Raw genomic sequence first — 13571 nt, forward strand, 5'->3', positions numbered from 1 at the left:
ATATATGGTGAGCGATGTAAATCGTTTTTTCTAATTGGCACGCTTTTTCTCTTAACTCAAAAAAGCCAATAGCCATCAGGCTATTAGCTTCAATAATTATCGATCTGGATCTTTCGGATGCAGCATGCGCGGTCGCCGGTTTTTCAATGGAATTGGCGACCTCAATATTACATCTCTAAAAGCTCTCATATTAAATGGGATGAATGGCCACAAATACGGTACACCAAATGATCTCATGCTTGCCAGCCAAACAATAAACAACGTGATGCCGATGATTAAGCCATATGTATGGAAAATACTTGTTAAGATTAATAACGCAATTCTAATTAAGCGGTTAGCTAAGCTCATTTCATAGCTAGGTGTAGCAAAAGTGCCAATGGCAACGATCGCAAAGTATAAAACTACCTCGCTTGTAAATAACCCAACCTGAACTGCAACGTCCCCAATCATTAAGGCAGCGACTAAACCAAGTGCCGTTGCGAGTGATGATGGCGTATGAATGGAGGCCATCCTCAGCATATCTATTCCAACTTCGATAATCAGAATTTGTAAAATAAGCGGCAATTCCCCTGGCTCTTTAAGACCAATAAAAGACAAAGCATCTGGCAAAATATCCGGATTGGTTGAAAGCAAATACCAGAGTGGTAAAAGAAAGATCGATGCCCATACAGCGGAAAATCTCACAAAACGCAAATAAGCTCCAATGATCGGCTTATTTCGATATTCTTCCGCATGCTGCATATGGTGCCAAAATGTTGTCGGAGTGATAATGACACTAGGTGACCCATCTACAATTATACAAACATGCCCTTCATATAAATGGGACGCAGCAGTATCCGGTCTCTCCGTATATCTAACCATTGGAAAAGGATTCCAGTGCCTTCCTGAAACAAATTCTTCAATTGTTTTTTCCGCCATTGGCAGACCATCCGTATCAATTTTTGATATGCTGTCTTTCACTTGTTCTACAAGCTTTGGATCAGCAATATCTTCTATATATGTGATAACAATGTCAGTCTTAGATCTTCTTCCAATTTGCAAATATTCCATCCGCAGCGTTCTATCGCGTATCCTTCTTCTCGTTAATGCCGTATTAAACACTAACGTCTCAACATAACCATCTCTTGCTCCTCTGACTACTCTTTCTATATCAGGCTCCTCAGGACCTCTAGCAGGATATGACCTTGTATCAATAAGGATGGCCTCACATATTCCATCAATCACAAGAGCAGTTTGGCCTGATAATACAGCATCAACAATCTGATCCAAATCATTAGATGTGCCAATTTCAATATACGGAATATAGGTTTTAACTAACTTTGATAATATATCATCATCCACTTGTTCTGGCTCCAGTCCTGCCAAAAACTCCATTAGGCGATTCATAATATCATCTTTAGCAAACCCGTCAACAAGATAGAGAGCCATTTTTCTTTCTGCATATACAACATCGATTTGTAATACATCGAAATTTTTTCCGACGGCAAGCGCTTCCTTCAAATATGCAGTATTATTCTCAAGTTGCTTTGAAACTTTATGCTTATCCTTCTGTTCCATTAAGCTCACCTCAACAATGCCCCTGTTTGAATGATTCCACCCCACAGGAAATAATAACCATCTTCTCCCTACTTAGCATCATAGACATACAAAAAAAGAATCATACACTTTGTGCATGATTCTTTGAAAAGAAATTATTCTCATTTTACAGAGAAGAATTTCCTAGGAAATAGTCATTACTTGTCGAAAAAAACAAATATCATTCTAACTGCTCTATTTGTTCAAGCAGATTTTGATAATCATCAACATCCGGCTCTAATTCTGCAGCCTTTGCAGCATATTTTTTGGCCTTTGAAAGGTTCGTTTCATCGAAGTAAACGAGTGCCAAATTATAATAGGCTTCATGAAAGCGGTTATTCTTATCGATGGCTATATGTAAATGTTCTTTTGCTTCCTCCATCCTTTCAAGCTGAATTTCTGCAAAAGATAATAAGAAATAAGTTTCAGGCAAGCCTTGACTATTATCGGCATAGTCAGCTAAAACCTCTATCGTCTTTTCAAATTCCTCCGATTGGATATACTTTTGTGCCATTATAACAGCAGATTGCTCATTCTTTGCCGGTTCATTAAAACCATAGCCTATGCCAGCGAGTATATAGGCAGCTGCGCCGACAAAAAATAAAAGCTGGATAAACGGCCGTCTCTTTTTTGGAAAGTATAATATACCAGTAGCTAAGAAGCCCCCAATTAATCCGCCAATATGCCCTGCATTATCAATTCCTGGAACGGTAAAGCCAAATACTAGGTTGATGCCTAAAACAATTAAGATATTAAAGCCGATTGTTCTGAAGAACAGCTTTGGATAAATAAGGCCAAAAAATAATAATGCCCCGAAGCAGCCAAAGATCGCTCCGCTTGCTCCTGCTGATACATTTGGACTAAAAATGAAGCTTAGCAAAGTTCCGCTAAAACCTGCAAGGATGTAAATGAACAGAAACCTCATTTTTCCATATATCTTCTCTACTGCCGTTCCTAAATAAAATAATGCAAGTGTATTCATTAACAAATGAAGAAGACCAATATGAAGGAAAATAGGTGTGAAAAACCGCCACCACTCTCCTTCGAGAATAAGCGGATTAAACTTTGCTCCAGATTCTATTAAAACTGCGGTATTTGTGCTTCCTCCTTTCCATTCAAGCCAAATAAAAGCAATCACTTGAACAATCATAAATAAATAAGTAAACAAAGGCTTTCCATGATCAAATAACGCTTTTTCTTCTTTCAATTTAGTAGAAGCTGTACCTAACGCATTGTTTTTTATGACAGCAACATCGTTTTCATTTGCGTTTTCACTCTGCGGAAAATCAAGATGAAGCCTGCCATTAAAAATTCCATTCAACGTGCTTAAGCTTTTGTCTGCTTCTGTTCGATTGAATAGGATTGACTGGACTTTTGTTTTTTGCTTATCTTGATGGAAAGGTTCATTCACTTTATCCTGATAATCATCTACTGGCGGAAAAGCAGAAACATAAATATTAATAATATTCATGTCACGGCTGCCAAGCTGTCTCCTAATTCGCTCGCCATTTGCAGCAATATTTTCTATATCACGCTGCATCCAATTACTCCAATCAATGTCTTTACAAAGGAGCCGAATCATTTTCGCTTCTTTATTTTCCATTTTTTCAAGCCAAAGTTCATCCTGGCTTTTAGAAAGCTGTATGATACGATATTCCTCTTTCTCAATTAGCTCATTTGCTATATTCCAGAATAAATACGCTTCTTGAATATTCAATGCTTCCCCCACTTTCCTCTTTGCCCAATAATTCCTTATTATCATTATAGACAAACTAAGGTATGAAAAAAATAAAAAAGGCCCTGTATGGACCTTTTATCAAGCAGCATCATTTTAATATTTGGGGCTCGGGAAAACCATTCTCATCACTCTGTCTCTTAAAAAAGGGCATTTCATCACTGCAGCAATTAAATAGTTACGGTTGGCAAAGAAGCTTACTAATCTGTAACGATATTGGTAAATAAAATATCCGCTAATAAGAACCATTAAAGTCGTTATAATTTTTCCCATTCTTATTCCTCCTGTCCACAATTATTATGAATAAAAAGATTTAAAATTATCCTTTTATGCAGACAAGTTTATTAATAAAATATTGAAATGATAAAAATACCGCATAGCACTGCAAGTAAAGCTGAAAGAAAATTAACGATATCATTATTGAGAAACGCAAACCCTCTTACATGCTCAGTTGGTTTCCCACAATGTCTTTTTGATTCTACTATTGCACCGCATTGCTTACACTTGAAAATAACTTGTAAATAGGCGCCAATCAATGTATCGAACATATTTCCTAGGAAACCAAAAATAAAAATGAAGAATGAAAGCGCAGGTGAAAGCGCAAATAAATACATGGATAGACACGCCACGGTGAATGATCCAGCTAATGCAGCAATCGTTCCTAATAGACTGACAGCTCCTGAAGTTCCGGCGTCAACCGCCTTGAATGTTCTGATGAATATTGGAGATCGTTTACTTAAAGAGCCAATCTCGGATGCCCAAGTATCGGAATTTGCGCTTGCCAGTGAAATCATGAAGCCAATTAGAAATATAGGATGCGGATTTATCATATATAAAAGGCTAAATATCGCTCCAATTCCCCCATTTGCTATTACTTGATGCCAATCTCTTGTTGACCCCTTTTCATGACGGTCTTCAATTTTTTCCTTCTGCTTTTTTTTATACTTTGACCACAAACTTGAACTTGCAAAGAAAAACCCAAGCAGCAATAACCCCTTCAGTCCAAAGCCGAGGCTGATTGACACACCGACAAAAAAAGCGGCGACGCTTCCAGATAGTGTAAGTGCTCGAAAATAGTTGCCCGCAATTGAAATAATGGCAACAAACAAAAGGAGAAAAATTTGCGACATCATGTATGTATCACTTCGCTATTCGTATATAATGCCTTGACTGGCAAATCATGAGGCTCTATTGGAAGGCTATTCAACACTTGTATATCAAATGCCATTGAAGCAGTTCCACCTTCATAGACTTGTAAATAGCGGTCATAATAGCCTCCGCCAAATCCTAAACGAAAACCTTTCTGAGTATAAGCCACACCAGGAACAATCATAAAGTCAATATCTTTTGCAAGTACAGACTTAGTTTTTGCTACAACAGGTTCCAGCAGACCCGAATAAACGGATTCCAGCTGAGAAAAGTCTGTAAATATGCGGAAATCCATCGTCCTTGTTTTTGGCAAACATTTAGGTATAGCTACTTGCTTATTCTCTTTCCAAGCCTGTTTAATGATTGGATATGTATCAACTTCAGGAAATTTTGATATTGTTATAGCAATTGTATTTGCTTCTTTCCATTCATCTCCTTGAAACAAGTGAGTAGCGATTTTTTGTGATTGATATTCATATTCCGCTTTTGACATCTCTGACAATTGTTTTATCATTTTTTTGCGAATCGCTGATTTATCATCTCTCATTTATCATTTCTCCTCATTCATTATTAATGATTGATAACGTAAACGGATGGAATGCTCAATTTCTGATTAACAGGCTTGTGAACATGAAATTAATTAAGTGAGGAAAAGTGCCGGGGCATCATCTGCTTAAATAAACGAACAAAATGATCTTCATATTTTACCTATTTTATATAAAAAGACAACAAAAAAAGCAGCAGGAATCTGCCTACTGCTTATTTTGTCTCACGGTGTGTTGTAGAACGCTTTTCTCTTGGGCAGTATTTCTTAAGCTCAAGACGATCTGGATTGTTTCGTTTATTTTTTTTAGAAATATAGTTACGATCTCCGCATTCTGTGCAAGCTAACGTAATATTTACACGCATGTTGTGATTTCCCTCCAAACTATTAAGCACTAGTTCGTTTCATACGACTTTTATATAATATCACTTTTCAGTTTGAATTGCTAGTATGTTTTTTAAAAGAGACTCATTAACTTCAATGAGCTGCTTTTTACTACTATCACTGATAAACCATGTTTCTCCTTCCAAAGTCTCTTTACCGGTAAATTCGACCTCATGCGCATAAATACTCACTGCATTCCCTTTCACCATTGGCATATATTGGAGAACACTTTGTTTATTTTCTGTCCATATGTTGTCAGTCGATACATTCCAATATGGATGAACTGTACATTCCTTCATAAACTTTCCATTCATATGGCCATTCACAAGAAACATTTGATTTTCAGCAATATGGTAGATGATATTTTCTAATGGAGAGATAAATGAAATATGATTTCTTGTTGGATAAGTATGACGGTGTGCGATAAATAACTTTATGTTCCTCTTTTGTTGGAAATGGTTTGATACATAAAACTTAGTAAACCTTATTTTCGAATGAATTTCCTTTTTTTTCATTCGAATAGATATTCCTTGGCCTGCCAGTAGCATTTCATTCCCAGACTGAAGCCAATGCATTTTTCCGTCCATACATAAACCTATAGAAAGAGTTAATTTCTCCTTTAGAAACGGGTCAGAAAACTGTTCTGAATAAGATGGCGCTGTTTCAATTATTTTCATATTTATACACCTAATTTCTTATTATTTTGTTTATCCGACTTAATCAACGCTTTATCATAAACAATTTCTGTTTCTGCGGCTATGTTTTTCCAACTATATAGCTTTTCTACTATCTTTTTTGCATTTCTGCCCAATTCGTTAGCTTCCAATGGATGCTGATCAATATATTGAATTTGTTCGATTAAGCTGATTGCCTCACCAGGCTGCATCAATAATCCAGTTACTCTATGATCAATAATATCCTTTAAGCCGCCTGTATTAGAGACGATTACCGGTTTTCCCGCAAGCATTCCTTCAAGGGCAACGATTCCAAAAGGTTCATACAGGCTTGGAAACACCGCGATATCACACATTTTAAGCAAAGCTATTCTCTGTTCATCGGAAATAAAACCAGGAAAGCAAACCCAATCTTCCAGAGAGTTTTTTTTCACCATTTGTTTATATTCTTCGAGCATTGGACCTTTACCGGCAATAACAAAACAATATTGTTCGCCCATCTCTTTCAACTGCCTGGCTGCATCAATCAATGTGTTAAATCCTTTTTCCGGAACCATTCTTCCCATTGAAAAAATGAGCTTTTTGTTACCGATTATCGGAAACTCGTCCAGTATACCGGCAGGAATAAACTCATCTCGTTCACAAACCCCATTGGCAATGACGGTAACATCACTATTATTTCTTTCGAAAAGATTAGCGAGCTCTTTTTTCATATATTTGCTGCACACGATCACCTCATCTGATTGATGAATTAATAGCTTCTCCTGTCTATGGATAAACTTTTGCAGCTCGGTAAATATTCCATTATTCCTGCCATATTCCGTTCCATGAATGGTTGTAATGAGCGGAATATCCATATAATGATGCAATGTTAGTGCACATGCCCCCACAAGCCAATCATGTGCATGGATAATATCAAATGATGTTTCTCTACATAAAGCTCTGGCACGTTCCTCCATGGCGATATTCAAGCCGCCTATCCAGTGAAGAAAGCTGCTGTCCATATGATTTAACGGCTGAACGCGATGAATATATATTCCCTCTGCCTCTTCTTCCTTACCTTCTCTGTCGTTACCAGCTGTGATAACATGTACTTCATGCCCTCTATTCATTAACCCTTTGGCAAGCCCCTGGACATGTCTTGCAAGGCCTCCTGTTAAGCGAGGTGGATACTCCCATGACAGCAATAAAATATTTTCCTCCGTCATATATGTCTCCCGCCAGATTGATAGTAGCTATAGCTGCTGACAAATTCTGTCCAAGCTGGTGTGGTAGAATCTGTTTGAAGTTGTTCTACAATCGGAAGTCGTTCCTCAGATGCTTGTACTAATTTTGTACGAAGCATAGCGAAAAATTTATTATTTGCCTGCTTTACCCCTAATTCGACCATATAAGGAGAATGATTTACCCCAGAAATTGTCCAATGATTACAACCTTCCCGAATTGGAATATCATTGTATTTTTCTATTGATAGCCATTGGCTTCTACGGACCAATTTACTCAATCTCAAAATTTTTATTGCATCATTATATGATTCGTTAAAGTAAAGCGAAAAGAGCGTTCGCTTCTGTGGAGCTAGCTGCCAATATACTTTCAATAATGATTCTTCTTTTTGAAATATCGCCCGAATATATTCATGATGTACTGCTTTTATTGATTCAGACATCCATCTCACCTGTCCAAAAGAAACTGTCACCATATCGATGGCATAATAGCATCTTATTTTTTCCCCTATCCATAGTGACACCCCGCTTACGAAATAACTGATTATTCTCATTTTAATGTTAGCATTGAATGAAGATACCGACAATAAACGGATTTTGTCGGTTATTGCGAACAGTTCATATCTCATGGAAAAATAGACTAAAAAAATTATTTTATCTTCCGAACTTAATAAGAAGGCATTTATTCGACAGCCTTTCTTCTCTGATTAACGACAAAAACTTAAATCATTTATCGTATCGTCCGAAAATTGTCGTTTTTTTATGATAGAATAGCTTGAATCAACATTAAATTTGAGGTGGTCATATTGTTATATGCATTAATAGGGTTACTATCCCTATCAATCATTTTATTTCTATTATCCTTATTTCTTAAAGATCCTTACAAATCAATACAAGAAGAAATAGATCAGATGTCGATTTTACATATTCAAGAAATCTACACGATTAAGAAGAAGCTCAAAATATTAGAGGAAGAACTGTTAACAAATGATACGCCACTTCCCTCTCCAATTACACATCCATCCCCCGCTATTAAAGGAGAAGTGCACGAGATTATAAAAAGTCAGGTTTCACTGCTCGCAAAACAAGGTCTCTCCTTGGACCAAATTGCTGTGCAATCCTCTTTAACGATTGAAGAAGTAAAAACGATACTTACTGAAAAGAAGTTTAGGGGAGAGGCATGATGAATAAAAGAAACACAAGAGCGTTTGCGTTTGGTGTATTTTTTTCTGCCATGATCATTGGAATCGTATATTTGCAATCAAATGATGACAGCAAAGAAACAGCAAATGACCTAGTGAATGCGAGAAGTCTCATTGAAAAAGAGGGATATGTTATCCTGTCTGAAGCAGAGTATAACGATAGAATTGAAACAGAGGCAGCAGCAAAAGAGGAAAAGGCGAAAGAGGAAGGTCATACGGATAATAATGAACCAAAAATGGCAAAGCATGCATTAACAATTGAAACCGGCATGCTGCCATCAGACCTTGCGAAACAGCTTTTGGAAAAAAATATTATCGAAGATGCGGATAAGTTTGCTTCCTATCTAGATGAGTATGGATATAGTAAAAAGCTGCAGGTTGGCACATTCGAAGTAAATAATGAAATGTCTTTTAAAGAAATTGCTGAACTCATTAGTAAATAGACGAGGCCATCTGTCTAAATGCAATGCGGTTGAGAAGTTTAGAAACCTCTCATCCGTTTTTTTATTTAATAGCGCCTTATTTTTTTATTTCTAGAAATAAAAAGGCTTTCCTGATTGTAAATTCTGCAGGAAAGCCTTCAATGTCATTTAATTATTTAAATCAAACTGTTTTCCTTTTACTAAATAAAAAATATGCTCGGAAATATTCGTTACATGATCTGCTGCTCTTTCTAAATAACGGCAAGTAAATGAAAGCTGCGTAATTTGTGTAAGATGCTGTGGTTTTTCCCTGCTAATTTTCATTAAGTCAATAATCGTTTGTCCATATAAATCATCAACTTCATCATCCATATCCGCCACTTTTTTAGCTTTTTTTAGATCCTCTTCATTGAAAGCCTCTAAAGACTGCTTTAACATTTTTAAGGTGATTGCATGCATTTGCTTAATATGTTCAATTGGCTTCACATGTTCTTCTGACCCGATTCTTATTGTCGCTTTTGCAATATTTACGGCAAAATCGGCAATACGCTCAATATCAGTTGCAATTTTAATTGCTACAATGATTCTGCGCAAATCAATGGCAACCGGCTGTTGCTTCGCAATGAGCAAAATGGCAAAGTCATTTATTTCTTCATATAAGATATCTGCCTTTGTGTCATCTTCCATGATTTCTAATGCCAGCTCGATATTATGATTTTCCAAAGCATCAATTGACCTAGATAATGCATCTTCAGCAAAATGACCCAAGTCTAATAATTTTCCTCGTAAATCCATTAGTTCTTCATCAAATTTCTCTCTAACTGCCATAATGATAAATTCTCCTTTCTTGAGCAAAAAAGCGATTAGCCAAATCTGCCTGTAATATAATCCTCTGTCCGCTGATCAGCTGGATTTGAGAAGATTTGGTCAGTTTCGCTATACTCAATGACCTCACCATTAAGGAAGAAGGCCGTTTTATCAGATATCCTTGCTGCCTGTTGCATATTATGAGTAACAATAATAATACTATATTCTTTTTTTAACTCCTGAACAAGCTCTTCTACTTTTAATGTCGATATCGGATCAAGAGCAGACGTAGGTTCATCCATTAAAATGACATCCGGTTCAATTGCCAGGCATCTTGCAATACATAGGCGTTGCTGCTGACCACCCGATAGGCCAAAAGCATTTTCATTCAATCGGTCTTTAACCTCATCCCAAATTGCTGCTCCTTTCAGACTTTTCTCAACGATTTGGTTTAAGATTTTCTTGTCTTTAATTCCATGAATTTTTGGTCCGTAAGCGACATTTTCAAAAATAGATTTAGGAAATGGGTTAGGCTTTTGAAAAACCATGCCGACTTTTGTTCGCAGTTCTTCTACTCCATACCCTTTTTGAAGAATATTTCTGCCTCGATATTTGATTTCACCCGAAGTTTTCACATCCGGAACAAGTTCTATCATTCGATTTAATGTTTTTATATAAGTGGATTTGCCGCAACCTGATGGACCAATGATTGCTGTGACTTCCTTTTCATTTATCTCCAAATTAATATTTTTCAATGCATGATTTGTACCATACCATAAGTTTAAATCTTTCGTATGATAAACAGCTTCTTTCCTTTGACTTTCAGCATTTGCTGCTGTTTGATTTTGCTGATTATTCAGCTTTACCATCGTAGTATTCATGCGCCCATCTCCTCTTTTAGGTTAATAGCGTTTTTGAAATTTATTCCTGATATATACTGCAACCGAGTTCATAATAATTAATAATGTTAATAAAACGATTATCCCTGCAGCCGCCACTGCATGAAACTCCTCTTGCGGTCTGCCAGTCCAGTTATAGATTTGCATAGGCAGAACAGTGAACATATCAAACACAGATTGCGGTAAAAAGGCAAGGAAAAGCGGAAGCCCTAAAACAACAAGCGGTGCTGTTTCACCAATTGCCCGTGACAGGGCTAAAATTCCTCCTGTTAATATCCCAGGTATGGCTGCAGGCATGACAACCCTTAAAATGGTTTGCCATTTCGTTGCACCCATACCATAAGAAGCTTCCCGCAATTCCTTTGGCACTGCTCTTATCGCTTCCTGAGAGGAAACGATGATAATTGGCAGCACAAGCAAGCTCATTGTTAAACCTGCTGCTATTACACTTGTTCCGAGTGAGAGTGCTCTGACAAATACCGTTAACCCTAATAATCCGAAAACAATGGATGGTACACCGGCAAGATTGGAAATATTCACTTGGATAAACGTAGTGAACTTCCCTTTTTTTGCATATTCCTCTAAATAAATGGCCGTCCCTACTCCAAAAAAGAGTGTAACTGGGGCCACGACTGCCATTAGCCATACTGTACCTATTAACGCTGTTTTAACTCCAGCTTGTTCAGGATTTCTTGAAGGCAATCCTTGCATAAACTGCCAATCAAGATATCCGATTCCTTGAGTGATGACACGATATAATAATATTCCTAAGACGAGAAGTGCAAAGATAGTAGCTGCCATAAACAAACATTTAAACACCAAATTTTTTATTAGCCTTGGTTTCATTCTTCGCAGTATTGTTGATTCGTTGATCAGCTTCATTTTAGTATTCCTCCCTAAAGCGTTTAGAGATGAATTGGGCAAGAAGATTCATCATTAATGTGAAGATGAACAATGTAAATCCGACTGCATAGATGCTGTAATAAATGGTCGTTCCATATCCGGCATCTCCCTGGCTCACCTGGACAATATAAGCAGTCATTGTTTGAATAGACCCTGTCACATCCCAGCTTAAATTTGGTGTAGAACCGCCAGCAACCGCAACGATCATCGTTTCTCCAATCGCACGGGAAACTGCTAAGACGATGGAAGCAATAATACCTGAAACCGCAGCAGGAATGACGATTTTTATCGCAACCTCAAGCTTTGTTGCACCCAATGCATAGGCCCCTTCTCTCATCGATTTTGGAACGGATGTCATCGCATCCTCTGAGAGAGAAGCAATCATCGGTGTGATCATGATTCCGATAACAATCCCAGGACTTAATGCATTGAATATTTCCAAGGAGGGAATTAAATCCCTTAGTATAGGCGTTACAAATGTTAAGGCAAAGAATCCATAAACAATGGTTGGTATCCCTGCGAGAACTTCTAATATAGGCTTAATAATCCTTCTCGTCCTGTCAGTCGCATACTCACTCAAGAAAACAGCGGAAGCAATTCCTATAGGAACAGCTACTATCGCTGCAATGAACGCGACTTTCAATGTACCAGATATAAGCGGCAGAATTCCAAAAGATCCTTGAGTTTCTGAGAATGGATACCACTTTTGCGCGGTAAAGAATTCTTTTATCGAAACATGGTTAAAGAATGTAAAGGTTTCTGCTAATAATGTAACGACAATTCCTACCGTTGTTAATACCGATACAATCGCCGTTAACAGCAAGATAAAAGGCACAATTTTTTCTGTTTGAATAAGTTTATTTTTTTTCTGTTTTTTTTGCTGTATCATTTGCTGCACTGAAAAAGAATTTCTACTTTCTGGTAATGCCATGGTGAATCCCCCCTTCATCCCCTTGATTATAAACCCTGCCCCTAAATAGATAAGGCAGTGCTTATAATCGGTTTCCGCTATATTACTTTAAGCCTTCAATCGTTTTTAAGCCTTCTTCATAATCTTCATCTTTAAGTTTTACATAGCCTACATCTTCTGAAAGGACGCCGGCATTTTCCATTACGAATTTAACAAATTCATATGTTTCTTCATTTTTCAATGATTCGTTTTTAACGTAAATGTACAGTGGTCTTGATAACGGAGCGTATTCACCGCTTTCAACTGTATCATGCGTCGGCTCTACTGCTCCACTTCCTCCATCCACTGGCACAACTTTCAGTTTATCTTTGTTTTCAACATAGTAAGCAAATCCAAAGAATCCAATAGCGTTTTTATCACCTGCAACACCTTGAACAAGAATGTTATCATCCTCTGAAAGCGTTGCTTGTTCAACGATTGGTGAATCCTCTAGGATTACTTCGTTGAAGTAGTCATACGTACCGGAGTCCGTACCTGGAGAGTAGAATTTAATTTCTTCATCTGGCCATTCAGGACGGATATCCGACCATTTTTTTGTTTCTCCAGAGTCTACCCAAATTTCTTTTAATTCTTCAACTGTTAAATGATCTACCCAATCATTTTCTTTATTTACTACAATTGAAAGGCCGTCATTGGCTAATTTTAATTCAGTGTAATCAATGCCCGCTTCCTCTAATTGAGCTTTTTCTTCATCTTTAATTTCACGAGAAGCATTGCTGATATCTGTTGTGCCAGCAATGAATTGTTTAAACCCGCCGCCTGTGCCCGAGGAGGCTACTGAAACTTTGACTCCCGGCTGCTCCATACCGAACTCCTCAACAACTGCTTCCATAATTGGATATACTGTTGAAGATCCATCGATATTAATCTCACCTTGAAGCTGTTTATTTTCTTCATTAGCTGATTCCGTTGCTGATCCATTCGATTGAGAACCATTTCCATTTCCTGTTCCCTCATCCGAAGCGCCGCATGCCGCTGTGAATGCTAGCACCGATCCTACCATCAATGACGTTGCCACATACTTAAATCGTTTCTTCATACTCTACTCCCCCTAAAGAATCAGTTGTTTTGTCCTACACCCCCA

16 protein-coding genes are annotated in these 13571 nt (G+C 37.5%); 2 read left to right on the forward strand and 14 right to left on the reverse strand.

Annotated elements, in window-relative coordinates; translation table 11 throughout:
- Positions 1 to 96: 96 nt before the first annotated feature.
- From CWS20_RS11110 to CWS20_RS11145, 9 genes are all read right to left on the reverse strand, one after another.
- The gene (locus CWS20_RS11110; RefSeq protein WP_066201191.1) at positions 97 to 1557 is read right to left on the reverse strand and encodes a spore germination protein; all 1461 of its coding nucleotides are present in this window, start codon (positions 1555 to 1557) and stop codon (positions 97 to 99) included.
- 199 nt (positions 1558 to 1756) lie between these two features.
- The gene (locus CWS20_RS11115; RefSeq protein ID WP_066201194.1) at positions 1757 to 3292 is read right to left on the reverse strand and encodes a rhomboid family protein; all 1536 of its coding nucleotides are present in this window, start codon (positions 3290 to 3292) and stop codon (positions 1757 to 1759) included.
- A 114-nt stretch (positions 3293 to 3406) separates the two neighbouring features.
- Positions 3407 to 3583 carry a protein YqgO gene (gene yqgO / locus CWS20_RS27985; protein ID WP_157090559.1) on the reverse strand — a complete coding sequence of 59 codons (177 nt, stop codon included), beginning with the start codon at positions 3581 to 3583 and terminating at the stop codon, positions 3407 to 3409.
- Positions 3584 to 3654: 71 nt separating this feature from the next.
- Positions 3655 to 4443 carry a DUF92 domain-containing protein gene (locus tag CWS20_RS11120; protein WP_066201197.1) on the reverse strand — a complete coding sequence of 263 codons (789 nt, stop codon included), beginning with the start codon at positions 4441 to 4443 and terminating at the stop codon, positions 3655 to 3657.
- Positions 4440 to 5006 (reverse strand): 5-formyltetrahydrofolate cyclo-ligase, encoded by a 567-nt coding sequence (locus tag CWS20_RS11125; RefSeq protein WP_066201201.1) that lies wholly within the window; start codon positions 5004 to 5006, stop codon positions 4440 to 4442. Before CWS20_RS11125 ends, CWS20_RS11120 begins: the two co-directional genes overlap by 4 nt.
- Before the next feature lie 212 nt (positions 5007 to 5218).
- Positions 5219 to 5368, reverse strand: a complete 150-nt coding sequence (gene rpmG, locus CWS20_RS11130) for a 50S ribosomal protein L33 (RefSeq protein ID WP_057771568.1) — start codon at positions 5366 to 5368, stop codon at positions 5219 to 5221.
- A gap of 60 nt (positions 5369 to 5428) precedes the next feature.
- Complete coding sequence (locus CWS20_RS11135; protein ID WP_066201204.1) at positions 5429 to 6064, reverse strand: hypothetical protein; 636 nt, start codon at positions 6062 to 6064, stop codon at positions 5429 to 5431.
- Positions 6065 to 6066: 2 nt separating this feature from the next.
- Positions 6067 to 7269 (reverse strand): glycosyltransferase family 4 protein, encoded by a 1203-nt coding sequence (locus CWS20_RS11140; RefSeq protein ID WP_066201207.1) that lies wholly within the window; start codon positions 7267 to 7269, stop codon positions 6067 to 6069.
- Positions 7266 to 7727 carry a DUF4912 domain-containing protein gene (locus tag CWS20_RS11145; protein ID WP_066201210.1) on the reverse strand — a complete coding sequence of 154 codons (462 nt, stop codon included), beginning with the start codon at positions 7725 to 7727 and terminating at the stop codon, positions 7266 to 7268. Before CWS20_RS11145 ends, CWS20_RS11140 begins: the two co-directional genes overlap by 4 nt.
- Positions 7728 to 8081: 354 nt before the next feature.
- On the opposite strand from CWS20_RS11145, the gene CWS20_RS11150 reads away from it, so the two are divergent.
- Both CWS20_RS11150 and CWS20_RS11155 read left to right on the forward strand, forming a co-directional pair.
- Positions 8082 to 8468 carry a hypothetical protein gene (locus CWS20_RS11150; protein WP_412729449.1) on the forward strand — a complete coding sequence of 129 codons (387 nt, stop codon included), beginning with the start codon at positions 8082 to 8084 and terminating at the stop codon, positions 8466 to 8468.
- A complete protein-coding gene (locus CWS20_RS11155; RefSeq protein ID WP_142385378.1) occupies positions 8465 to 8929 on the forward strand; it encodes an endolytic transglycosylase MltG in 465 nt (154 codons plus the stop codon). Before CWS20_RS11150 ends, CWS20_RS11155 begins: the two co-directional genes overlap by 4 nt.
- Positions 8930 to 9076: 147 nt before the next feature.
- Here the strand turns inward: CWS20_RS11155 and phoU are convergent, their stop codons facing one another.
- The 5 genes from phoU to CWS20_RS11180 all read right to left on the reverse strand — a co-directional run bounded on the left by phoU (position 9077) and on the right by CWS20_RS11180 (position 13526).
- Positions 9077 to 9736 (reverse strand): phosphate signaling complex protein PhoU, encoded by a 660-nt coding sequence (gene phoU / locus CWS20_RS11160; protein WP_066201217.1) that lies wholly within the window; start codon positions 9734 to 9736, stop codon positions 9077 to 9079.
- Positions 9737 to 9771: 35 nt separating this feature from the next.
- Complete coding sequence (pstB, locus tag CWS20_RS11165; protein WP_083957481.1) at positions 9772 to 10596, reverse strand: phosphate ABC transporter ATP-binding protein PstB; 825 nt, start codon at positions 10594 to 10596, stop codon at positions 9772 to 9774.
- A 21-nt stretch (positions 10597 to 10617) separates the two neighbouring features.
- Entirely contained in the window at positions 10618 to 11496 is an 879-nt protein-coding gene (gene pstA, locus CWS20_RS11170; protein ID WP_066201220.1) for a phosphate ABC transporter permease PstA, read from the reverse strand.
- 1 nt (position 11497) lies between these two features.
- On the reverse strand, positions 11498 to 12448 hold the full coding sequence (gene pstC / locus CWS20_RS11175) for a phosphate ABC transporter permease subunit PstC (protein WP_066201223.1): 951 nt from the start codon (positions 12446 to 12448) through the stop codon (positions 11498 to 11500).
- 82 nt (positions 12449 to 12530) lie between these two features.
- Positions 12531 to 13526, reverse strand: coding sequence for a PstS family phosphate ABC transporter substrate-binding protein (locus CWS20_RS11180; RefSeq protein WP_066201226.1), 996 nt, complete (start codon positions 13524 to 13526; stop codon positions 12531 to 12533).
- Between the last annotated feature and the right edge of the window lie 45 nt (positions 13527 to 13571).

Origin of the sequence: Cytobacillus horneckiae (assembly GCF_002835735.1) — a bacterium.
GTDB lineage: Bacteria > Bacillota > Bacilli > Bacillales > Cytobacillaceae > Cytobacillus > Cytobacillus horneckiae.